The following is a 21210-nucleotide window of genomic DNA, read 5'->3' on the forward strand; positions in this document are numbered from 1 at the left end:
GCTCAGTCTTCCTCTTCCCATTCCGGGGTCATGTTGCGGGCAACCTGGATCTGGTCGTTGCTCACGCCGGCGGGCACCATCGGCCACACCATGGAGTTGGGGCTCACCACGAAGTCGATAACCACGGGGCGGTCATTGATCTCGAGGGCCTTCTGGATGGTGGCATCAATGTCCTCTTCGCGCTCAACACGGAAGGACGCGCAGCCGTAGGCCTCCCCCAGCTTGACGAAGTCCGGGATGCGGACGGTGTCATAGCCGGTGTTGAGGTCGGTGTTGGAGTAGCGGCCCTCATAGAAGAGGGTCTGCCACTGCCGCACCATGCCCAGCGAGGAGTTGTTGATGACAGCAACCTTGATGGGGATGTTGTTGATGGCGCAGGTGGCCAGTTCCTGGTTGGTCATCTGGAAGCAGCCGTCGCCGTCGATGGCCCAGACCACGCGGTCCGGCTCGCCCACCTTGGCACCCATGGCCGCCGGGACGGCGTAGCCCATGGTGCCGGCGCCCCCGGAGTTGAGCCAAGCGTGCGGGCGCTCGTACTTAATGAACTGGGCAGCCCACATCTGGTGCTGGCCCACGCCCGCCACGTACACGCCCTCGGGACCGGTCAGCTCGCCAATCCGCTTGATGACCTTCTGCGGGGCGATGAGGCCGTCGTCCGGTTCGGTCCAGCCCAGCGGGTAGGTGTCCTTGAGGTTGTTCAGGAACGCCCACCAGGTGGTGAGGTCCGGGGTGCCGGAAGCCTCAAACTGGCTTCGGACGGCCTCGGTCAGCTCCGGGATGATCTCCTTGACGGACCCGACGATAGGCACGTCCGCGGTGCGGTTCTTGGAAATCTCGGCGGGGTCGATGTCCGCGTGGATGACCTTGGCGTTGGGCGCAAAGGTCTTCAGCACGCCGGTGACGCGGTCGTCAAAGCGGGCGCCGAGGGTGATCAGCAAGTCGGACTGCTGCAGGGCAGTGACGGCCGAAACGCTGCCGTGCATGCCCGGCATGCCCACGTGCTGGGGGTGCGAGTCCGGGAACGCGCCCTTGGCCATCAGGGTGGTCACCACGGGGGCCCCGGTTGCTTCGGCGAGGGCGAACAGTTCGGCCGAGGCGTGGGCCTTGACCACGCCGCCGCCCACGTACAGGACCGGCTTGGTGGAAGCGGCGATGAGCTTCGCGGCCTCCCGCACCTGCTTGTTGTGGCCGCGGGTGACCGGGCGGTAGCCGGGAAGGTCGATCTTCGGCGGCCAGGAGAAGGTCATCTGGCCCACCTGGGCGTCCTTTGCGACGTCCACCAGGACGGGGCCGGGACGGCCGGTGGAGGCCAGGTGGAAGGCCTCGGCCATCACGTGCGGGATGTCGTTGGGGTCGGTCACCAGGAACGAGTGCTTGGTGATGGGCATTGTGATGCCCACGATGTCTGCTTCCTGGAAGGCGTCGGTGCCGATGACGCCGCTGGATACCTGGCCGGTGATGGCCACCAGGGGCACGGAGTCCATGTGGGCATCCATGATGGCGGTAACGAGGTTGGTGGCCCCGGGTCCGGAGGTGGCGATGCAGACGCCCACCCGCCCGGTGACCATGGCGTAGCCTTGCGCGGCGTGGCCGGCTCCCTGTTCGTGACGGACCAGCACGTGGTTCATGGTGGAGGCCATCAAGGGGTCGTAGGTGGGCAGGATCGCGCCACCAGGCAAACCGAAAATGTCGTCGACGCCGAGTTCTTCGAGCGAGCGGACGATTGCTTGCGAGCCGGTCATCACCGTCGGGGGTACGACGTTGTTCGGCCCAAGGACAGGAGAGACGGCAGCAAGGTCGGCGACGACGGCGGCATGGTCAGCCGTCCGGTCGGCGCGTTCCGGGGCCTTGGCGGCTCCAGCGGACTTGGTGGCCATCAGCGAGGGGCTGATGGGCGATCCTTTGCTCATCGGACTCTTCCTTGTGGATCTTCTCTGGTTTTGGAACTGGTTAAAGCGGTGGGAATAAAAAAACCCCTCGGCCTGGCGGCTTGTGAGGGGTTTGCGCGTGACTGTTCGTTACCAGGGGCTAATGTGCCACGCGCTTGGTAAGGACGACGACGGTGCCGGCGGTAACGAAAGTCATGCGTTCAGTTTTCCCTCTTGGCAAGATGGGTGTCAACGAGCAACAACCCTATCTCACCATGTGGACCCCGTTGTCCACCTATTGATCCTATCGCAGCTCGATCACGCCCGGAGCCTGCCCAACTCAGGCGGCAGGCGGAGGCTCCTTCCCCAAGCGTACGGCGCGGACGCCGAACGCTTGGGTCCCCTCGGAGCTTCCTTATTAAGCCAAGCCACTAAGCGTAGGGCTTGCTAGCCGGTCCAGGCGCCCTGACTGGCGCTGTGGACCAGCTTGGCGTACTTCGCCAGGACGCCTTTGGTGTACCTGGCGGGCAGCGGCTCCCAGCCCACCTTGCGGGCCTCGAGTTCCGCGTCGTCCACCAGCAGGTCGAAGGTGCGTGCGGCGATGTCCACCCGGATCCTGTCTCCGTCCTTCACGAAGGCGATGGGGCCGCCGTCGACCGCCTCCGGCGCAACGTGCCCGATGCACAGGCCGGTGGTGCCCCCTGAGAACCGCCCGTCAGTGAGGAGCAGGACGTCCTTGCCCAGGCCGGCGCCCTTGATGGCGCCGGTGATCGCGAGCATTTCACGCATCCCCGGGCCGCCCTTGGGGCCCTCATAGCGGATCACCACGACGTCACCGGCGTGGATCTGGCCGTTGTCGAGCGCGTCCAGGGCGCCCTGTTCGCGCTCGAAGACGCGGGCGGTCCCTTCAAAAACGTCGGCGTCGAACCCGGCGCTCTTGACCACGGCGCCTTCGGGAGCCATGGAGCCGTGCAGGATGGTGATGCCACCCGTCTTGTGGATGGGGTTGTCCAGGGCGCGCAGGATCTTGCCGTCAACGTCCGGTGGGTTGATTGCGGCGAGGTTTTCCGCGACGGTCTTGCCGGTAACGGTGAGGCAGTCGCCGTGCAGCAGGCCGGCGTCGAGCAGTGCCTTCATGATCACCGGCACGCCGCCGATCCTGTCGACGTCCGTCATGACGTAGCGGCCGAACGGCTTGAGGTCGCCCAGGTGCGGAATCTTGTCGCCGATGCGGTTGAAGTCGTCGAGGGTCAGTTCCACTTCGGCTTCGCGGGCGATGGCCAGCAGGTGCAGGACGGCATTGGTGGAGCCGCCGAACGCCATGGTGACGGCGATGGCGTTCTCGAAGGCCTTCCTGGTCATGATGTCGCGGGCGGTAATGCCCAGGCGCAGCAGGTTGACCACCGCTTCGCCGGACTTGCGTGCGAATTCGTCACGACGGCGGTCTGCCGAGGGCGGTGCGGCCGAGCCGGGGAGGGACATGCCCAGGGCCTCGCCGATGCAGGCCATGGTGTTGGCCGTGTACATGCCGCCGCAGGCGCCTTCGCCCGGGCAGATGGCCTTTTCGATGCGGGTCAGGTCTTCCATGCTCATCTTGCCGGCCGCGCAGGCGCCGACGGCTTCGAAGGCGTCGATGAGGGTGACTTCCTTTTCGGAGCCGTCCTCAAGTTTGACCCAGCCGGGCATGATGGACCCCGCGTAGAGGAAGACGCTGGCAAGGTCCAGCCGGGCGGCCGCCATCAGCATGCCGGGCAGGGACTTGTCACAGCCGGCCAGCAGGACCGAACCGTCGATCCGTTCGGCCTGCATCACGGTCTCCACGGAGTCGGCGATGACTTCGCGGGAGACCAGGGAGAAGTGCATGCCTTCGTGGCCCATCGAGATGCCGTCGGACACGGAGATGGTGCCGAACTGCATCGGGAAGCCGCCGCCCGCGTGCACGCCCTCCTTGGCGCCCTGGGCAAGCCGGTTGAGGGAGAGGTTGCAGGGGGTGATCTCATTCCACGAGCTCGCCACGCCCACCTGGGGCTTGGCGAAGTCGTCATCACCCATGCCGACGGCCCGGAACATGCCCCGCGCTGGGGCTGCATGGATTCCGTCGGTTACGACGCGGCTGCGGGGCTTGATGTCAGGCTGGGTATCGGTTGCGATCCGGCTGTCACTCATAGCGGAAAGTCTAGGGCTCGGACAGCGCCAGAACGACCGGTTGGCGGAGGTAAAGGCGGAAATGCGACACATTTCTGCCCAATTGGTGGACGCGCATCTCATATTTCGAGACAGGCCGGGCGCCAGGCCGCCCAAGAGCTCTCCGACGGCGGGCAACCGCGCGGCATTTCCCCCGTGCGCGCGGCTTCTCTGGACAGCAGTGGTGACCCGACGTAGCGTCGGGGCAGGACACCCATCCACCTTGGACCGAAGGGCCTGCCATGGACATTATTTTCTGGATCATCCTCGTCGTCATCATCGCCGCCATCATCCTGTGGCTGCTGAACCGCAAGAGAACAGCCAACCCGCCCGGCGGACCGTCAGCCGGCACCGGGACCGGCGGGACCCGGACCGACGGGGCCCTCGAGGGCGGCAGCGCTGCAGCGTCCGCCCAGGCCGCTGGAACCACCGGCATCCCCACAGCAGCTGGATTCGGCCGGCCGGCTGAACCGGCAGCGCCCTCCACGGCCGAGGAACCGGCGGACTCCGCGGCCACCTCCACGCGCGAAGCAGCGGGAGGTGCCACCGGAACCGGGGACCAGGGCAACGCCAGCGAGGGCATGCCCGGACAGGAAACCAGCGGGCACGGCACCTCCGACAGCAGCCAGGAGCAGGAAGAACGACGGCGCCAGGACGAGGCCGCCGACCAGGCGGAGTGGGAAACCCAGTGGTCCGAAGCTGGGGCCGGATCCCGGTCCGGTTCCTCCACTACAAGCGGAACAGCAACGCCGCCGGCGGCTTCGGCCGGCACCGCCTCCCCGGAGACGGCCCCGCATCGAGGTGCAGCGGCGGAGGCTCCCACAGGCCAGCCCTCCCCCGCCACTGCCCGCCCCGTGCACCATGACGAATACACGGCGCCCCACGCCCCGACGCTTCCGGGCGCGGAAACAGCCGCAGTGGAAAGCGCGGACGACGCCGGCACCCCGGCAGCCGAGCAGGCCGGCGGGCAGGCGCCCCAGCACCGGGCAGACACTTCCGGTTCAGTAAGCGCACCAGAAGGGGCTGCACAGCCAGCCTCCGCCGGCACTGCCCCGGGCGACGCCGGTGCCGCCGAAACACTGGAACGGGCACAGTCCTCCGCGCTGGTCGAGAACGGGGCTGACCATCACCAGCCATCCGGTCAGGGCGGGGAATTCCCCCAGGGCCCGAGCAGCGCCCCGGGGCACGGCACCGCCACCACTGAACCCTCCGGACACCTCGCAGCCGACGAGCCTTACGGCGCCGGCTCCGCAGCTGCGGGCCCCGACGGGAGCGGACCCGAGGACTACACGGTCAAGGGTGATGCGGCCGCGATGGTCTACTACGAAGAAGGACACCCTGACTATGAGCAGACCAAGGCGGAAGTGTGGTTTGAATCCGCTGCGCACGCCGAGGCCGCGGGCTTCCGCGCTCCGCGGCGCAAGCGGCTCTAGCAGGACGAAGGCCCGTCGCTTTGCGGCGGGCCTTTCTTGCCTGGCCATATGCCTTGCTGTCGCCGCCTGCACAGGACCGCCCGCGCCGGCACCCGCCACGAGCCCTGCCGGTACTGGCCCCCAGGCAGGAAGCGCCGTCGCTGTCCCCACTCAATCTGCTGCTCCCGTTCCTACGCCCGCCGTCCAGGAGCGCCTGGAGTTTCAGTTGGACACTCCCTGGGCTGCAGTCTTCCTCCCGGACGGAACGGCCGTCATCTCCGAGCGCGGCACCGCACTGCTGAAAGCAGTGCGGGATGGGATGGCCACTACCCTCGGGAAGGTCCCTGGCGTGGTAGCAGGCGGAGAGGGCGGCCTGCTGGGCCTGGCCCTCTCCCCGCACTTTGACTCGGACCGCTACCTGTATGCATACCTGACAAGCCGGGAGGACAACCGGGTTGTCCGGCTTGCCCTGAACAGTGCTCCCGACGGCGCCCTGACGCTCAGCCCGCCCCAGCCGGTGTTTTCGGGAATACCCAAAGCCAACACCCACAACGGCGGCAGGATCCGCTTCGGTCCTGACGGGTTCTTGTATGTGGGCACCGGCGACGCCCAGCGCCGCGACCAACCCCAGGACCGCAACGCGCTGGGTGGCAAAATCCTCCGGCTTACGCCTGATGGCAGTCCGGCACCGGGCAATCCGTTCGGCAACGCCGTCTACAGCCTGGGCCACCGCAACGTGCAGGGCCTGGCCTGGGACAGCGCAGGCAGGTTATGGGCCACCGAGTTCGGACCCGATGTGGACGACGAACTGAACCTGATCCTGCCGGGCGCCAACTATGGCTGGCCGGAAGTGACCGGGGCACCGCACCGCGCCGGCTTCGAGGACGCGAAGGTCGTATGGCCCTCCACCAGCGAGTCTTCCCCCAGCGGGCTGGAAATCGTGGATGGCGTTGCCTACCTGGGAGCACTTCGCGGAGAGAGGTTGTGGGCGGTACCGCTGTCCGGAACGGAAGCCGGAGTTCCTGTGGCCTATTTCACAGGACAGTATGGGAGGATACGGGACGTGATTCGCACTCCAGAAGGCGGCTTGTGGTTGCTGACGAACGGCGAAAACCCTGATTTCGCGCTGGTTTTGCTGCCTTCCCAGCGAATCGGACACCGCTGGCGGCGCCGATTTCACTTGCACCAAAAGTTCGTGTAGAGTTTCATGTCGTTGCGGAGATCAACGGGAAAGAAAAAGCCCGCGGATGGAAGCGAAAAAATGCACCTCTAGCTCAATTGGCAGAGCAATTGACTCTTAATCAATGGGTTCCGGGTTCAAGTCCCGGGGGGTGCACCACTGGGAAAACAGCCTCCGGTTTGTGGAAACACAAGCCGGGGGCTGTTTTGTTTGCCCGCCCCTTCATCGACTGCTCCCCCTCGGCCCCCGGCGTTCGGGTGGCACCGCTTCATCGATTGCTGAGTAACTGTCGTTTTCACGGCTCAAAACGGCATTAACGGAGCAATCGATGGTGGTGAGGGCGGAAGGGTACGACGGCGGATGGCAGCCGGGCACAAAAAAGCGCGGCCCCGGCCATTCAAGACCAGGTCAGAGGGCAAGCTTCAGGAGTTGCTGCCGCCGCCGCAGTCCCCCTTCATCGATTGCTGAGTAACTGCCGTTTTCACGGCTCAAAACGGCATTAACGGAGCAATCGATGGTGGTGGGGGCGGAAGGGTACGACGGCGGACGGCAGCGGGGCACAAGAAAGCGCGGCTTTGGCCATTCAAGACCAAGTCCGCAAGCCTCAGGAGCAGATGCCGCCACCGCAGTCCCCCCTCATCGATTGTTGGGTAAGTGCCGTTTTCGCCGCTCAAAACGGCAGTTACGGAGCAATCGATGGTAGTGGGGCGGAGAAGTACGACGGCGGGCGGCGGCCGGGCACAAAAAAGCGCGGCCCGGTCATTTGAGACCAGGTCCGCGCTTAGGGTGTCGGTGCCCGCGGCTACTTGGCCACGTTGTCCATGAGGGCTCCGGCATTGCTGGGTGTGGTGGCGAACTGGCTGGCGAGCTCGCGCACAACGGCTTTGAGTTCCTGGCGCAGCAGTTCGGGGTCGATCGACGCGGATGCCAGCACCGAACGCTCCATCTCCACGGCCTGGGCAACGGCTTCCTTGCCCTGCTCAGTCAGCGACACCACATGGCTCCTGCGGTCCGAGGTGCTGCGGACCCGGGCGATGTGGCCGTGGGACTCAAGCCGGCTGAGCGTCTTGCCCATTGTCTGGGCCTGGACGCGGACGTACTGGGCGAGTTGGGCCTGGGTCATGGGTCCTTGCGCGGCAAGGACTTCGATGGCGATAACACCGGCGTGGGTGAGTCCGATGGCGCCAAGTTTTTCGTTCCATGAGTGTTCAACGAGGCGCGCAGCAGTGGACAGAAGGCGCCCTGTGGGCCAGTGATCCATATCAGGCATAGCAGCAAGTATAACCAAGTGCCGATTAGCACTCGCTCCACCTGCTTATTAGGCTGTTGTGTCCCGCCCGCAACAAGGAGAAAAACAATGGCTGAAAGACTCGTTACCGGCGACAATGCACCCGCTTTCACCCTGCAGGATTCAACCGGCAAGGATGTCAGCCTGGCTCCCCGGCCCGGGCGCTCCACGATCGTCTACTTCTACCCGGCCGCCTCCACCCCCGGCTGCACCAAGGAGGCCTGCGATTTCCGCGACAGCCTGGCTTCCCTCCAGGCCGCCGGCTTCGATGTCCTGGGCATCTCGCCGGACCCCGTCGAAAAACTCGCCAAGTTCGCTGACAAAGAGTCCCTGACGTTCCCGCTGCTCTCCGACGCGGACCACGCGGTGGCCGAGGCGTACGGCGCCTGGGGCGAGAAGAAGAACTACGGCAAAACCTACGAGGGCCTGATCCGGTCCACCATCGTGGTGGATCCGGACGGCAAGGTGGCACTGGCCCAGTACAACGTGCGTGCCACGGGACACGTTGCCAAGCTGAGGCGGGACCTGAACCTGGACGCCTGACCCGGCCGCGGCTGCCCGGCCCACCGCCCGGGCGACGCTACAATGGAACCTGTCATCCGCCGTCGTACTTTCAACGCGCCGGGTGACGCGCGCGAGTGGTGAAATTGGCAGACACGCAGGATTTAGGTTCCTGTGCCTTCGGGCGTGGGGGTTCAAGTCCCCCCTTGCGCACCTGGCGAATCCCCCGGCTCCGGCCGGGGGATTCGTGCTTTAAGCAGCCGCCGGCCCGGTGCCTGTTCCTGCTTCAATTCGAAAAACTCCAAAGATCCACCCATCCGCCGCTGCCCACCGGCCGAATAGCCATTGAGACACCAGCCAAGGGCAGGTGCTTACCGCAAGGCAGACCGCACGGCGACGGCACACGTCCGACGGCGGCAGGCAAACGATCCAAGGAGAACTGAAATGCAGACCTTCAAGCGCACCACTTTCACCGTCGCAGGCGTTGCAGCGGCCGCTCTGCTCAGCCTCACCGCATGCGGCGGCTCGGGCAGCACCTCAGGATCCTCAGCGTCGTCGGCGCCGATGTCATCCTCCCCCAGCTCGAGCATGGCATCGCCGTCAAGCTCCGCCATGGCGTCCCCGTCCGCCAGCTCCTCGGCCGGCATGATGGACCCCGCAGCCAACCTGGTTGGGCCGGGCTGCGCCGCCTACGCCAAGCAGGTTCCCACCGGCGCAGGCTCGGTGGAGGGCATGGCCCTTGACCCGGTGGCCGTGGCAGCTTCCAACAACCCCATCCTGACCACCCTTACCGCAGCCGTCTCCGGCAAGCTGAACCCGAAGGTGAATCTGGTGGACACCCTCAACGGTGGCGAATTCACCGTCTTCGCCCCGGTGGACGACGCCTTCAAGAAGATCGACCCCGCCACCATCGAGACCCTGAAGACGGACGATGCCCTCCTGAGCAAGATCCTGACCTACCACGTAGTCCCCGGCCAGATCACCCCTGACAAGATCGCCGGCACCCACGCCACGGTCCAGGGCGGTTCCGTGACCGTGACAGGCAGCGGCGACAACCTCAAGGTGGACAACGCCAACGTGGTTTGCGGCGGTGTCAAGACCAAGAACGCAACCGTGTACCTGATCGATTCGGTCCTCATGCCCAAGTAAGCCCTCCCGTAAGGCCCCCCAACAAAAGGCCGGGTCCGCTGGCGTCAGCGGACCCGGCCTTGGCGCGCCGGATGGCCTTTCGGGACCAGCTCCGGTTCCTGTCCCCTAGACTGGATCCCGGCCCGCATGCGGCGGAACCGGCAGCATCCAGAGGTGATAAACGAGTGCCCAGCAGTACTTCGCGGCGTACGGTCATCAAGGCCGGCGCCGTCCTCATGGCGCTGGGCATGACATCGTGCACAGGCATGCCGTCCCCTTCCCCCACCTCCGGACCCCCCAGCACCACGTCGGCGGAACCTGCGGCCACCTTCAACTTCGGTACGGCCGCCCAGCCCCTGGGCCTGGACCCGGCGCTGTCCAACGACGTGGAGTCGCAGCGCATCACCCGGCAGATCCTCGAAGGCCTGGTGGGCGTGGACCAGACCACCGGCAAGCCCACCCCGCTCCTGGCCACCGAGTGGAATGAGTCCAACGACGGCCGCACCTACACATTCAAGCTCCGCACGGGAGTTACCTTCCAGGACGGCACCCCCTTCAACGCCGACGCCGTCTGCGCCAACTTCAACCGCTGGTTCAATTTCCCCGTGGCACTGCGGAAGCAGGCACCGGGAAGCTCCTTCAAGGGCGTGTTCAAGGCATACTCGGACGAGCCCGGCCTCTCCATCTTCAAAAGCTGCACGGCGCCGGCCCCCGACACAGTGCAGATCGACCTCACCCAGCGCTTCACCGCGTTTCTCCAGGCGCTGACCCTGCCCGCCTTTGCCATCGCCTCCCCGGCAGCCCTCGCGTCCGGGAAAGCCGACGTCCTGGACCAGAACCGGGGCGGCCAGGCCATGTCCGCGTTCGCCACAAACCCGGTGGGAACGGGCCCTTTCACCCTCGCCGCCTGGGGCACTGACAATGTGACCCTGTCCAGCAACCGGAACTACTGGGGAGACCGGGGCCAGATCGCCACCATCAACTTCCTGGCCTACAACCACCCGCAGACCCGCCTCCAGGCACTGCTGGACGGCACCATCGACGGCTACGACGCCGTGACCGTGGGCAACTTCGACCAACTGGTGAAACGCGGCAAGCAGATTGTCCAGCGCGATCCGTTCTCGGTGATGTACGTGGGCATCAACCAGGACGTCCCGGTACTGCAGAACCTGAAGATCCGGCAGGCGGTGGAGCTGGCCATCGACAAGGAAACTTTGATCCGGAAGTTCTTCATCGACAACACCGCCAAGGCAACCCAGTTTGTGCCGCCCAAGATCAGCGGCTTCAACAACGACGCACCGGAGCTTGGACACGACCCGACGAAGGCCAAGGACTACCTGAAGGAGGGTGGCTACGCGGGCGAGGAACTGAAGTTCTACTACCCCCTGAACGTCACCCGGCCCTACCTGCCCACGCCGGAGAAGGTGTACGCCGAGCTCAGCCGCCAGCTCACCGCCGTCGGCTTCAACATCAAGCCGGTCCCGGTGGACTGGTCCGACGGGTACCTGCAGAAGGTCCAGTCCGCCGGCGACCACGCGTTCCACATCCTCGGCTGGAACGGCTCCTACTCGGACGCGGACAACTTCGTGGGGCCGCTCTTCGGGGAGAAAAACGGCGAGTTCGGGTACCAGGATCCGCAGGTGTTCTCGAAGATCAACCGGGCCCGCGGACTGCCCGACGGCAAGGAGCGGGATGACCTTTATCACACCATTAACGCCCAGATAGCTGCGACGGTGCCGGCGGTTCCCGTCGCCTTCCCCATTTCCGCGCTTGCCCTCTCAGACCGGGTTCAGAGCTACCCGGCATCCCCGGTCTTAAACGAAGTTTTTACGAAGGTCCAGCTAAAGTCTTGACGGGCCGGGCCAATTTCAGTATGTGGCCCGCGCGGGGATATTCTGTGACAGCCAGAGCCGCTGCAATCGGAGACTGATCGTGACCTTCATTTCCAAGACCCCACACGCCGACGTTGTCCTGATAGGCGGCGGCATCATGAGCGCCACGCTGGGGGCATTCCTCAAGCAGTTGGAGCCGGACTGGACCATCTCCCTGTTCGAACGGCTGGACCAGCCGGGGCTCGAAAGCTCAGATCCCTGGAACAACGCAGGAACGGGCCACGCCGCCCTCTGCGAGCTCAACTACTCCCCCGCAGCCAAGGACGGCTCGGTCAACCCCGCCAAGGCACTGCTCATTAACGAACAGTTCCAGCTGTCCCGCCAGTTCTGGTCCCATCTGGTGGACAACAACCTGATCGGGTCACCCAAGGGCTTCATCAACACGGTTCCGCACATGAGCTTCGTGATCGGCGAGGACCACAGCCGGTTCCTGAAGACCCGCTACGAGGCACTGAAGCCGCACACCCTGTTCCGGAGCATGGAGTTCTCCGAGGACCACGCGCAGATCGCCAAGTGGGCGCCGCTGATCGTCAAGGGCCGCGACCCCAAGCAGCGCATTGCCGCCACCCGGGCCGCCGAGGGCACGGACGTGGACTTCGGCGCGCTCACCCGTGAGCTGACCACCTACCTGGGGAACAACGGCGTCGAAATCAACTACGGACACGACGTCACCGGCATCACACGGGCGTCCGACGGCGGCTGGGACCTGACGCTGAAGTACCCCAAGTCCGGGGAACACGGCAAGATCCACGCCAAGTTCGTTTTCGTCGGCGCCGGCGGCGGTGCCCTGCACCTGCTCCAGGCGTCCGGCATTCCGGAGAGCAAGGGCTACGGCGGGTTCCCCGTCTCCGGCCAGTTCTTCCGCTGCACCGATGAGACCATCGCCGCCCAGCACAGCGCCAAGGTGTACGGCCAGGCCTCCGTGGGCGCTCCCCCCATGTCCGTCCCGCACCTGGATACCCGCTACGTCAATGGCAAGCGCTCCCTCCTGTTCGGCCCGTACGCAGGCTTTTCCACGAACTTCCTGAAGAACGGCTCCTACCTGGACCTGCCCCTGTCCATCCGCCCGGGCAACATCATCCCAATGCTCGCTGTGGCCAAGGACAACATGGACCTCACCGCCTACCTGGTGAAGGAAGTGGTCAAGAAGCACGGCCAGAAGGTCGAGGCGCTGCGCGAGTACTACCCGGAGGCAAAGGGCGGGGACTGGGAACTCATCACCGCCGGCCAGCGTGTACAGATCATCAAGAAAGACCCGCAAAAGGGCGGCATCCTTCAGTTCGGAACCGAAGTGATCGCCGGCCGCGACGGCTCCATCGGTGCGCTCCTGGGCGCTTCGCCCGGAGCCTCGACCGCTGTCCCCATCATGATTGAGCTGCTGCAGAAGACGTTCCCGAAGAACTTCAAGGGCTGGCAGTCCAAGCTCAAGGACATGATGCCCGGCTACGGGGTGAAGCTGGATGAAAATCCGGACCTCGCCGCGGAGCTGGAACGGGCCACGGCCAAGTCCCTCCAGCTGGAGAGCGTTTCCGCCAGCCACTGACCCTGCCGGGGCCAGCGGCTGGCACCCCCAGGGCATGTACCAGTCACTTAGACCCCCAGGAGACCACCCATGTTCCGGCTGGCCCACCTTTCCCTGGCGAACCGGGCCCTGATCGCGCTGATCACCGTCTTCGCCTCGGTCTTCGGCGTGATCACCATGTCATCGCTGAAACAGGAGCTCATCCCTTCCATTGAGTTTCCGCAGATCACGGTGCTCAGCTCCATGCCGGGCGCATCACCGGAAGTGGTGGACAAGCAGGTCAGCGGTCCGCTCGAGAAGGCGCTAAACGGGGTGGAGGGGCTGGAATCCACCTCCTCCACGTCGCGCACCGGCGTCTCCCAGATCACCATGGTGTTCACCTATGGATCGAACCTGGACCGGGCGCGGAACCAGATCGACCGGGCCATCTCCAACGCCAAGCGGACCCTGCCCAGCGACGTCCAGCCGCAGGCCATCGCCGGCAGCATCAGCGACTTCCCCATCGTCTTCCTGGCAGTGTCCTCAGACAAGCCGCTCAGCGACCTGAACGCTGACCTGCAGCGCCTCACGGTGCCCCGGCTGCAGAAGATCGACGGCGTCCGCAGTGCCGACGTGACCGGCGGCGCCTCCCAGCACATCGAGATCCTCCCCCGGGCCGACGCGATGGCGGCGGCAGGGACGGGCCTCACCGCCATCAGGGACGCACTGTCCAACAACGGCGCGCTGGTCCCTGCGGGCACCCTTCAAGACCAGGGCAAGACCCTCTCGCTGCAGATCGGCAGCCCCGTGGATTCCCTGGATGCCATCAAGGCGCTGCCGTTGGCCGGCGCCAAAAACGGCGCCACCATCGGCTCGGTGGCCGACGTATCGATCAAGGACGACGAACGTACCTCCATCACCCGCACCAACGGGGCAGAGACCCTTGCCGTCTCCGTCACCAAGAAGCCCGAGGGCGACACGGTGGCAATTTCGCACGCGGTGCGGGACTCCCTGAATGAACTGGAAGCGGAACTGGGCTCCAACGCCAAGTTCACCCCCGTCTTCGACCAGGCACCCTTCATCGAAAAGTCCATCAAGGACCTCACCACCGAAGGCCTGCTGGGACTGGGGTTCGCCGTCGCCGTCATCCTCCTGTTCCTAATGTCCGCCCGTTCCACGCTGGTCACGGCGGTGTCCATCCCGTTGTCCCTGCTGATCACCTTCATCGGGCTCTCGGGCACCGGCTACTCCCTGAATATCCTGACGCTGGGCGCGCTCACCATCGCGATCGGCCGGGTGGTGGACGACTCGATCGTGGTCATCGAAAACATCAAGCGGCACCTGAGCTACGGCGAGGAAAAGTCGACGGCGATCCTCACCGCCATCCGGGAGGTGGCAGGTGCCATCACGGCGTCCACCCTGACCACGGTGGCGGTGTTCCTGCCCATCGCCTTCGTCGGCGAGCTTGCCGGAGAGCTGTTCCGGCCGTTCGCCCTGACGGTCACCATGGCCCTGCTGGCCTCATTGTTGGTCTCCCTCACCATCGTTCCGGTGCTCGCCTACTGGTTCCTCAAAAACCCCAAGGCCGGCGGGGCCCCCGCAGGTTCCGCGGATGCCCGGCGGATCGCCGAAGAGGCGAAGGCAAAGGCCCATGACGCCGAGCAGCGCAGCCGCCTGCAGCGCGGCTACCTCCCCATCCTTCGGTCAACCCAGAAGCACCCGGTCATCACGCTGGTGGCCGCTGTCCTGGTGCTCGGTGCCACCGGCGCCATGACCCCGCTGCTGGCCACGAACCTGCTGGGCAATTCCGGACAGAACAGCCTGACGGTCCGCCAGGTGCTGCCGGCCGGCACCAGCCTCGCTGACACGAGTGCTGCCGCCATCCGCCTCGAGGAGGTACTGCGCGGCATCGACGGCATCAAGGACGTCCAGGTGACCTCGGGCAACGCCCAGGCCGGCTTCGCCGCCCTCACCTCCACCGGATCCTCCAACTCCACCTTCACGGTGGTCACGGATGAAAAGGCCGACCAGGAACGGCTCCAGGACACCGTGCGCTCGGAGCTGGCCAAGGTGCCCGACGCCGGCAAGGTTTCCGTAGGCACCCAGCAGGGCGGCTTCGGCACCTCCTCCACCGTGGACATCACCCTGAAGGCGGCCACCAGCGCCGATCTGAAAGCCGCCAGCGACACCATGGTCTCCTCAATGACCGGCGTGCCCGGCACCAGCGAAGTGGAAAGCAACCTGGCCGCCAGCCACCCGGTGGTGCAGGTCAAGGTGGACAGGGCCAAGGCCACAGCCGCTGGACTGAACGAGGAACAGGTGGCCGGGGTCCTGGCGTCCACCATCAGTCCCATCCCCGCCGGGACCGTGCGGATCGACACCAACGACTTCCCCGTCCGGATCGGCCAGGGCACAAAGTTCACCAGCATCGACGCCGTCCGGAACATCCCGCTGCCTGCCGGTGGCCGGCCGGTGACGCTGGGAAGCATCGCCTCAGTGGAGCAGGTGGACGTGCCCGTCTCCATCACCGCCAGCAATGGTGAGCGCACCGCCAAAGTGTCCATCACGCCGTCGGGCTCCAACCTGGGCGCGGTGAACAGCGAAGTCCAAAAGCGCCTGGCCGATGTCCAGCTGCCGCCGGGCGTCACCGCAACCATCGGCGGCGCCACCACCCAGCAGGCCGAATCCTTCCGCCAGCTGGGCCTGGCCCTGCTGGCGGCCATCGCCATCGTGTACGTGATCATGGTGGCCACCTTCAAGTCCCTCATCCAGCCGCTGATCCTGCTGGTCTCGGTTCCGTTCGCGGCCACCGGTGCCGTGGCCCTGCTGCTGCTCACCGGAGTGCCCCTGGGACTGCCGTCGCTCATCGGCATGCTGATGCTGGTGGGCATCGTGGTCACCAACGCGATCGTGCTGATCGACCTGATCAACCAGTACCGGCAGCCGCGCGACGGGCGCCCCGGCATGAACGTGGCGGATGCCATCACCAACGGCGCACGCCAGCGCCTGCGGCCCATCCTGATGACGGCGCTGGCCACGGTCTTCGCCCTGACCCCCATGGCGCTGGGCCTGACCGGCGGCGGCGGCTTCATCTCGCAGCCGCTGGCCGTGGTGGTGATCGGCGGCCTGGTGTCCTCCACCGCCCTGACCCTGATCCTGGTGCCCGTGCTGTACCGGCTGGTGGAGGGGCGGCGGGAGAAGAAGGCTCTGCTGAGGGACCTTCAGGCCCGCCCGGAAGCCGGCGTGAAGACAGGCCCGGGTTCCGACGTCGACGCCGAGTTCAGGGACTGGACCACCGGCCAGGTCCCCAAGGTCAGCGGCCGCCGGGCCGCACCCGGCGCCGAATAGGCCCCCTCCCCAAACGATGCCCGTACCGCCCTGCGGTGCGGGCATCGCCGGTTAATGCGTGGTCCGGCGGCGGGCCTGGGCCGGGAATAATGACCGCCGCCCAGTGTTACAGAAGGCAATAGATGCAAATGCATCTATATTGGTCTAGACTGAAACCAAGCCCAGCAAGTCCAGGAACGGAAAGGCACGCCATGCAGATCGGTGTTTTCAGCGTCAGCGACATCACCACGGACCCAACCACGGGCCGCACCCCCACCGAGCACGAACGCATCAAGGCCTCGGTGGCCATCGCCAAAAAGGTCGAGGAAATCGGCATGGATGTCTACGCCCTGGGCGAGCACCACAACCGGCCCTTCTTCTCCTCCTCCCCCACCACCACCCTGGCCTACATCGCAGCGCAGACCGAACGGATCATCCTTTCCACGGCCACCACCCTGATCACCACGAATGACCCCGTGAAGATCGCCGAGGACTTCGCCATGCTCCAGCACCTCGCGGACGGGCGCGTGGACCTGGTCCTTGGCCGCGGCAACACAGCCCCCGTGTACCCCTGGTTCGGCAAGAACATTCAGGACGGCGTGGAACTGGCCATCGAGAACTACAGCCTCCTGCGCAAGCTCTGGGACGAGGACACCGTAAAATGGTCCGGCAAGTTCCGCACACCGCTGCAGAACTTCACCTCCACACCCCGGCCGCTGGACGGCGTAGCCCCTTTCGTATGGCACGGCTCCATCCGCACCCCGCAGATTGCCGAGGTGGCGGCCTACTTTGGTGACGGCTTCTTCGCCAACAACATCTTCTGGCCCAAGGAGCACTACCAGCAGCTGATCGGCCTTTACCGCGAGCGGTACGAGCACTATGGCCACGGCAAGGCGGACCAGGCCATCGTGGGCCTCGGCGGCCAGTTCTTCATGCGGAAGAACTCGCAGGACGCCGTGAAGGAATTCCGGCCGTACTTCGACAACGCCCCCGTCTACGGCCACGGACCGTCCCTCGAGGACTTCACCTCGCAGACCCCGCTGACCGTGGGAAGCCCGCAGGAGGTTATCGAAAAGACCCTGACCTTCCGCGAATACTTCGGTGACTACCAGCGCCAGCTGTTCCTGATCGACCACGCCGGCCTGCCGCTGAAGACTGTACTGGAGCAGCTGGACCTGTTCGGCGAGGAAGTCCTGCCCGTGCTGCGGAAGGAATACGCGGCCCTCAAGCCGGCGCACGTCCCGGAACCGCCCACCCACGCCGGCCGCGTGGCAGCCCTCCTGGCATCGCCGGACGCCGCAGAAGCCACCTCGGAGGCGTAATGGCTGCGGGAGGATCGGAATCGCCGGTGCGGCTGGCGGCGGAGACGTGGGAATCGCTGTTCCGGGCGCAGGTTGCCGTGATGCGGAAGCTGCAGTCCGGGCCGGCGTTCCGGAAGCTGGCCCTCAATGAGTACGACGTGCTCTTCACGCTCTCCCGTTGCCCGTCCGGCTGGCTGCGGCTCAACGAGCTCAACGACAACGTCCTGTTGAGCCAGTCCAGCCTCAGCAGGCTGGTGGAGCGGCTCGAAAAGCGGGGGCTGGTGGCCCGGATGCCCGCGCCGGAGGACGGCCGTGGCGTGTTGCTGCAACTGACGGACGAAGGGCGGGAGCTGCAGAAGGAGATCGGCCGCGAGCACGTGCGGGACATCTCGGCGCTGGTGGGGCCGGCACTGACGGCTGCCGAGCAGAAGGAACTGATGCGGCTTACGGACAAGCTGCGGAGTTCACTGGGCCCGCTGCCGCGGAAGCGCTAGCCGAGCTGCACCAGCCGTGCAGGATCCTCGGCCGGCAGGTCCCCGTTGACCACCGCGGTGACTTTCAGCTGGTTCAGCACCAGGCTGCCGCCCACCGTGGAAAGGAAGGCCGTGTCCGATGAGTCGCGGCCGGCGGTAATGCGCAGCATCGACTCCCGCGGGGCCAACCCCGTGGGGTCGATAATGTGCCAGGCGCCCTCCACGTAGGCTTCGGCCACCGCGTGGAAGTCCATGGGGTTCAGGCCTGGAGCGTAAACCGCGGCCAGGCGGGCGGGGATGTCCTTGGAGCGGAGCAGCGCGATGGCCAGGTGTGCGAAGTCCCGGCAGACGCCGCGCCTGCTGAGCAGGGTTTCCACCGCACCGTCAGTGCCGCGGGAAGAACCGCTGATGTACCGCAGTTCACCGTTGACCCAGTTACGGACAGCGTGGACCAGGTCCGCACCCTGGATCCCCTCGAACTCGGCGTAGGACGTGGGCAGCAGCCTGTCCGATTCGGCGTAGCGGCTTGGACGCACGTACCGGATCCGGTCCGCCAGGCTGGCCTCTTCCGGCACGCCCCGCCCGGTCACCGTGGCTGAGTATTCCACCGTGACGTCGGTGGGTTCGGGGAACTCCATGTAGTGGAACCGGCCGCCGTGGTGGTCCGACACATCCGTGAGTGGAACGTCCGCTCCGCCTGCGGTGACGGACAGGGTTTCCTCGAAGGACGAGTAGCCGCTGTTCCTCGCTACGGCGATGGCCATGGCCACCTTGGTGTTGGCGATGGTCCTGAAAACCAGGCGTGCGGAAACAGAGCGTTCCATGTCTCTCCGGGGGTGTTGGGGGCGGACGGAAAGTCGCGTGCCCCGGCACCGGGTGAGTGCGGGAAGCGGGACTAGTTTTTGACCTTCAGCGACATTAGCATCCGCTGCACGTTGGCGAAGTCACTGCCCTCGTTGACGTACTGCGCCGCCTGGCCCAGGGTGTCAAAGGCCTTCGCCGGAGCCACTTTCTGGTCCGGGGCGAAGGCTGTGAGCGCCACCAGGTCGCCGAAGGAGTAGTCCCCCTTGCCGGCGGGGCCGCGAACCACGTTCCGCAGTTCGCACGCCTTGCCGTCCGCTCCACCCACCAGGTTAGTGATGCCGTAGGAACCGAAGTAGCGGTAGCCCTGGATCACCCGGTAGACCATCCGCGGCGGGATGGTTCCCTCCCCGCCCTGCGCGGCGAGCTCGAACGGTACGCTGCTGATCACGGTGTACGGGTGCTTTGCGCTGTCCGGGCAGTCAGCGGACGACGGCGGGAGTCCCGTCCTGAGTGCGGCAACGAAGGTACCGTCTGGCTTCTTCACGTCGACCTTCAGTCCGCCGGGAAGGACGCCTTCCTCCGGCGGCACGGATTGGGCGATCCAGTCCGCCGGCAGGTCGAAGCTGACTGTCTTGGCGGAGTCCGAGAACGTCTTCCAGGCAGCGGCGGTGGCCGCGCCCTCCGGTGCGGCCGGCGTTGCGGAGGTGGATGCAGCGCTGCTCCCGGTTGCACCCGGGGTGGCTCCCTGCGTTGGGCTGCCGGACGTTGCAACCCCGTTCGCAGCCGCTCCGGAGGGTGCCGGCTGCGCTGTCCAGCCAGGACTTCCGGCCGGTGTTCCGGAGCACGCCGCCAGGAAAACTGCGGCGGCAACAAGAGACGCGCCGGAAAGGACGGTGGATGCTGCCTTGCCTGTCATGGAAGCCAGCCTAGCGGCGCTCCGTCCGCTCTCCTGCGCGCACGCGGGGGTGTTTTCGACATCATTGGCGCGCCCCTCCGCCAGCCGCCTGACCAGCTCCCAACCCGGGCACGTGCCCGCCGTGCCGCCGTCGGACATTTACCACCCCGGGCTGGGACTAGGCTGGAAGCTATGGCGGAAGAGCAGACCGGCGCAGCCGAAGAGAATCCCGCGGACAACTCCGCCCTGAACATGTCCGCCGTGGACGTCGCCGACTGGCGGCTGCGGACCTTTGCGCTGTACGACGCCGTCCGCCGGATCTCTGCAGAGAGCCCGTCCGAGGCCCACTCTTACTGGCGCCACCAGCGCGACCTGATGTTCGCCACCCACCCCGCGTCCGCGCTCACCGCAGCGGACAAGGCGCACTTCTCCGGCCTGAAGACCGCCGACTACGATCCCATCTACCGCTTCCACGTGCCGCTGACCAAAGAGGGTGCCGGCAGGGAAATGAGTGTCGATACCGGGACCGACGGCGTGGTCCACTTTGTCCGGCTGGGCACCTTTGATCTTCCGGAGATGGGCCAGTTGGGTGTGTGGAAGATCCATGGCTACGGCGGGGGCATCTTCGTCCCGTTCCGGGACGCCACGGCCGGCCAGCCGGGTGGAAGCTACGGGGCGGGCCGCTACCTGCTGGACACCATCAAGGGTGCCTTCCATGGCCTCAACGGCAGCGGCCCCGATGCCACGTTCGTCCTGGACTTCAACTTTGCGTACAACCCGTCCTGCGCCTATAACGAAGCGTGGGCCTGCCCCCTGCCCGGGCCGTCCAACCGGCTGGCAGTGGACATCCCCGTGGGCGAGCTGTACTGACCTATGGCGGGTCTTTACAGGGCTTCCGGGTGCGCAGCTTTGCTGGTCCCTGCCCGCGGCACTGACAATTTTGCCGGTGCCTCCGCGTGATGGAGGGAACGCCAGCACCGGCAGGGCCGGAGACCACCACCCGGCGTCTTCCCGCCACCAGGCACTACCCCGGGGTCCTGCGCTTTCCCGTCGTCCGGCAGCTGATCCGCTTCTCCGGCGTCGGCGTCATCTGCACGGCGGCGTCCCTGGGAATCTATGCGCTGCTGCGGCCCTGGCTTGGCGCGCAGCTGGCCAACGCGGTGGCACTGGTCCTTACGTCCCTGCTGAACACGGCCCTGAACCGGCGGCTGACCTTCAAGATCGCCGGCCAACAGCGCCGCACGCGGGACCACCTCAACGGCCTGGTGGTGATCGGCGTGGCCCTGGTGATTACCGGCAGCAGCCTCGGTGTGCTGCACTGGTTCAATCCGCACGCCACGGTAGGGGACGAACTCGTTGCCACCACGCTGTCCGGGTTCCTCGCCACCGCTGTGCGGTTCAGCATGCTGCGGCACTGGATCTTCCGCCGGGCACGGCACCGCTGATTCGGGGACCG

General features: G+C 66.1%; 16 protein-coding genes and 2 tRNA genes. 13 read left to right on the forward strand and 5 right to left on the reverse strand.

Annotation, left to right across the window (positions count from 1 at the left end; genetic code table 11):
• Positions 1–2 precede the first annotated feature (2 nt).
• Positions 3–1910 (reverse strand): acetolactate synthase large subunit, encoded by a 1908-nt coding sequence (locus tag ACFO0G_RS00370; protein WP_376976033.1) that lies wholly within the window; start codon positions 1908–1910, stop codon positions 3–5.
• A gap of 405 nt (positions 1911–2315) precedes the next feature.
• On the reverse strand, positions 2316–4034 hold the full coding sequence (gene ilvD, locus ACFO0G_RS00375) for a dihydroxy-acid dehydratase (RefSeq protein ID WP_286397682.1): 1719 nt from the start codon (positions 4032–4034) through the stop codon (positions 2316–2318).
• A 260-nt stretch (positions 4035–4294) separates the two neighbouring features.
• Here ilvD and ACFO0G_RS00380 point away from each other — a divergent pair, with 260 nt between their 5' ends.
• The 3 genes from ACFO0G_RS00380 to ACFO0G_RS00390 all read left to right on the forward strand — a co-directional run bounded on the left by ACFO0G_RS00380 (position 4295) and on the right by ACFO0G_RS00390 (position 6803).
• The gene (locus ACFO0G_RS00380) at positions 4295–5485 is read left to right on the forward strand and encodes a sunset domain-containing protein (protein WP_286397684.1); all 1191 of its coding nucleotides are present in this window, start codon (positions 4295–4297) and stop codon (positions 5483–5485) included.
• A gap of 40 nt (positions 5486–5525) precedes the next feature.
• Complete coding sequence (locus ACFO0G_RS00385; protein ID WP_376976652.1) at positions 5526–6665, forward strand: PQQ-dependent sugar dehydrogenase; 1140 nt, start codon at positions 5526–5528, stop codon at positions 6663–6665.
• Positions 6666–6727: 62 nt separating this feature from the next.
• Positions 6728–6803: transfer RNA gene (locus ACFO0G_RS00390), tRNA-Lys, on the forward strand.
• A 643-nt stretch (positions 6804–7446) separates the two neighbouring features.
• Here ACFO0G_RS00390 and ACFO0G_RS00395 read toward each other — a convergent pair.
• The gene (locus ACFO0G_RS00395) at positions 7447–7905 is read right to left on the reverse strand and encodes a MarR family winged helix-turn-helix transcriptional regulator (protein WP_286404460.1); all 459 of its coding nucleotides are present in this window, start codon (positions 7903–7905) and stop codon (positions 7447–7449) included.
• 96 nt (positions 7906–8001) lie between these two features.
• Between ACFO0G_RS00395 and bcp the strand changes: the two genes are divergently transcribed.
• From bcp to ACFO0G_RS00435, 8 genes are all read left to right on the forward strand, one after another.
• On the forward strand, positions 8002–8475 hold the full coding sequence (bcp, locus tag ACFO0G_RS00400) for a thioredoxin-dependent thiol peroxidase (protein WP_142133484.1): 474 nt from the start codon (positions 8002–8004) through the stop codon (positions 8473–8475).
• An 89-nt stretch (positions 8476–8564) separates the two neighbouring features.
• A tRNA-Leu gene (locus tag ACFO0G_RS00405) sits at positions 8565–8646 on the forward strand.
• 231 nt (positions 8647–8877) lie between these two features.
• On the forward strand, positions 8878–9582 hold the full coding sequence (locus tag ACFO0G_RS00410) for a fasciclin domain-containing protein (RefSeq protein WP_286397687.1): 705 nt from the start codon (positions 8878–8880) through the stop codon (positions 9580–9582).
• Positions 9583–9746: 164 nt separating this feature from the next.
• Entirely contained in the window at positions 9747–11414 is a 1668-nt protein-coding gene (locus tag ACFO0G_RS00415) for an ABC transporter substrate-binding protein (RefSeq protein WP_286397689.1), read from the forward strand.
• Between the two features lie 79 nt (positions 11415–11493).
• Positions 11494–12996 (forward strand): malate:quinone oxidoreductase, encoded by a 1503-nt coding sequence (locus ACFO0G_RS00420; protein WP_286397691.1) that lies wholly within the window; start codon positions 11494–11496, stop codon positions 12994–12996.
• Between the two features lie 69 nt (positions 12997–13065).
• Positions 13066–16302 (forward strand): efflux RND transporter permease subunit, encoded by a 3237-nt coding sequence (locus ACFO0G_RS00425; RefSeq protein WP_376976034.1) that lies wholly within the window; start codon positions 13066–13068, stop codon positions 16300–16302.
• A 191-nt stretch (positions 16303–16493) separates the two neighbouring features.
• The gene (locus ACFO0G_RS00430; protein ID WP_376976035.1) at positions 16494–17603 is read left to right on the forward strand and encodes an LLM class flavin-dependent oxidoreductase; all 1110 of its coding nucleotides are present in this window, start codon (positions 16494–16496) and stop codon (positions 17601–17603) included.
• Entirely contained in the window at positions 17603–18076 is a 474-nt protein-coding gene (locus ACFO0G_RS00435; protein WP_286397697.1) for a MarR family winged helix-turn-helix transcriptional regulator, read from the forward strand. The genes ACFO0G_RS00430 and ACFO0G_RS00435 overlap by 1 nt, the downstream gene beginning before the upstream one ends.
• Here the strand turns inward: ACFO0G_RS00435 and ACFO0G_RS00440 are convergent.
• Together ACFO0G_RS00440 and ACFO0G_RS00445 are read right to left on the reverse strand one after the other, a co-directional pair.
• Complete coding sequence (locus ACFO0G_RS00440; RefSeq protein WP_376976036.1) at positions 18073–18879, reverse strand: transglutaminase-like domain-containing protein; 807 nt, start codon at positions 18877–18879, stop codon at positions 18073–18075. The two genes, ACFO0G_RS00435 and ACFO0G_RS00440, sit on opposite strands and share 4 nt — an antisense overlap.
• Positions 18880–18950: 71 nt before the next feature.
• Positions 18951–19775 carry a hypothetical protein gene (locus tag ACFO0G_RS00445; RefSeq protein ID WP_376976037.1) on the reverse strand — a complete coding sequence of 275 codons (825 nt, stop codon included), beginning with the start codon at positions 19773–19775 and terminating at the stop codon, positions 18951–18953.
• A gap of 171 nt (positions 19776–19946) precedes the next feature.
• Here ACFO0G_RS00445 and ACFO0G_RS00450 point away from each other — a divergent pair, with 171 nt between their 5' ends.
• Together ACFO0G_RS00450 and ACFO0G_RS00455 are read left to right on the forward strand one after the other, a co-directional pair.
• Positions 19947–20624 carry a DUF1684 domain-containing protein gene (locus ACFO0G_RS00450; RefSeq protein WP_286397703.1) on the forward strand — a complete coding sequence of 226 codons (678 nt, stop codon included), beginning with the start codon at positions 19947–19949 and terminating at the stop codon, positions 20622–20624.
• Between the two features lie 89 nt (positions 20625–20713).
• Positions 20714–21199 (forward strand): GtrA family protein, encoded by a 486-nt coding sequence (locus tag ACFO0G_RS00455; RefSeq protein ID WP_286397705.1) that lies wholly within the window; start codon positions 20714–20716, stop codon positions 21197–21199.
• The last annotated feature ends 11 nt before the right edge of the window (positions 21200–21210 follow it).

The organism is Arthrobacter sedimenti, assembly GCF_042652025.1.
GTDB lineage: Bacteria > Actinomycetota > Actinomycetes > Actinomycetales > Micrococcaceae > Arthrobacter > Arthrobacter sedimenti.

Bases quoted from the DNA above. Each gene is read 5' to 3' on its own strand.
- ACFO0G_RS00370 (WP_376976033.1), bottom strand. From the start codon at position 1,910: ATGAGCAAAGGATCGCCCATCAGCCCCTCGCTGATGGCCACCAAGTCC.
- ilvD (WP_286397682.1), bottom strand. From the start codon at position 4,034: ATGAGTGACAGCCGGATCGCAACCGATACCCAGCCTGACATCAAGCCC.
- ACFO0G_RS00380 (WP_286397684.1), top strand. From the start codon at position 4,295: ATGGACATTATTTTCTGGATCATCCTCGTCGTCATCATCGCCGCCATC.
- ACFO0G_RS00395 (WP_286404460.1), bottom strand. From the start codon at position 7,905: ATGGATCACTGGCCCACAGGGCGCCTTCTGTCCACTGCTGCGCGCCTC.
- bcp (WP_142133484.1), top strand. From the start codon at position 8,002: ATGGCTGAAAGACTCGTTACCGGCGACAATGCACCCGCTTTCACCCTG.
- ACFO0G_RS00410 (WP_286397687.1), top strand. From the start codon at position 8,878: ATGCAGACCTTCAAGCGCACCACTTTCACCGTCGCAGGCGTTGCAGCG.
- ACFO0G_RS00425 (WP_376976034.1), top strand. From the start codon at position 13,066: ATGTTCCGGCTGGCCCACCTTTCCCTGGCGAACCGGGCCCTGATCGCG.
- ACFO0G_RS00430 (WP_376976035.1), top strand. From the start codon at position 16,494: ATGCAGATCGGTGTTTTCAGCGTCAGCGACATCACCACGGACCCAACC.
- ACFO0G_RS00435 (WP_286397697.1), top strand. From the start codon at position 17,603: ATGGCTGCGGGAGGATCGGAATCGCCGGTGCGGCTGGCGGCGGAGACG.
- ACFO0G_RS00440 (WP_376976036.1), bottom strand. From the start codon at position 18,879: ATGGAACGCTCTGTTTCCGCACGCCTGGTTTTCAGGACCATCGCCAAC.
- ACFO0G_RS00445 (WP_376976037.1), bottom strand. From the start codon at position 19,775: ATGACAGGCAAGGCAGCATCCACCGTCCTTTCCGGCGCGTCTCTTGTT.
- ACFO0G_RS00450 (WP_286397703.1), top strand. From the start codon at position 19,947: ATGGCGGAAGAGCAGACCGGCGCAGCCGAAGAGAATCCCGCGGACAAC.
- ACFO0G_RS00455 (WP_286397705.1), top strand. From the start codon at position 20,714: ATGGAGGGAACGCCAGCACCGGCAGGGCCGGAGACCACCACCCGGCGT.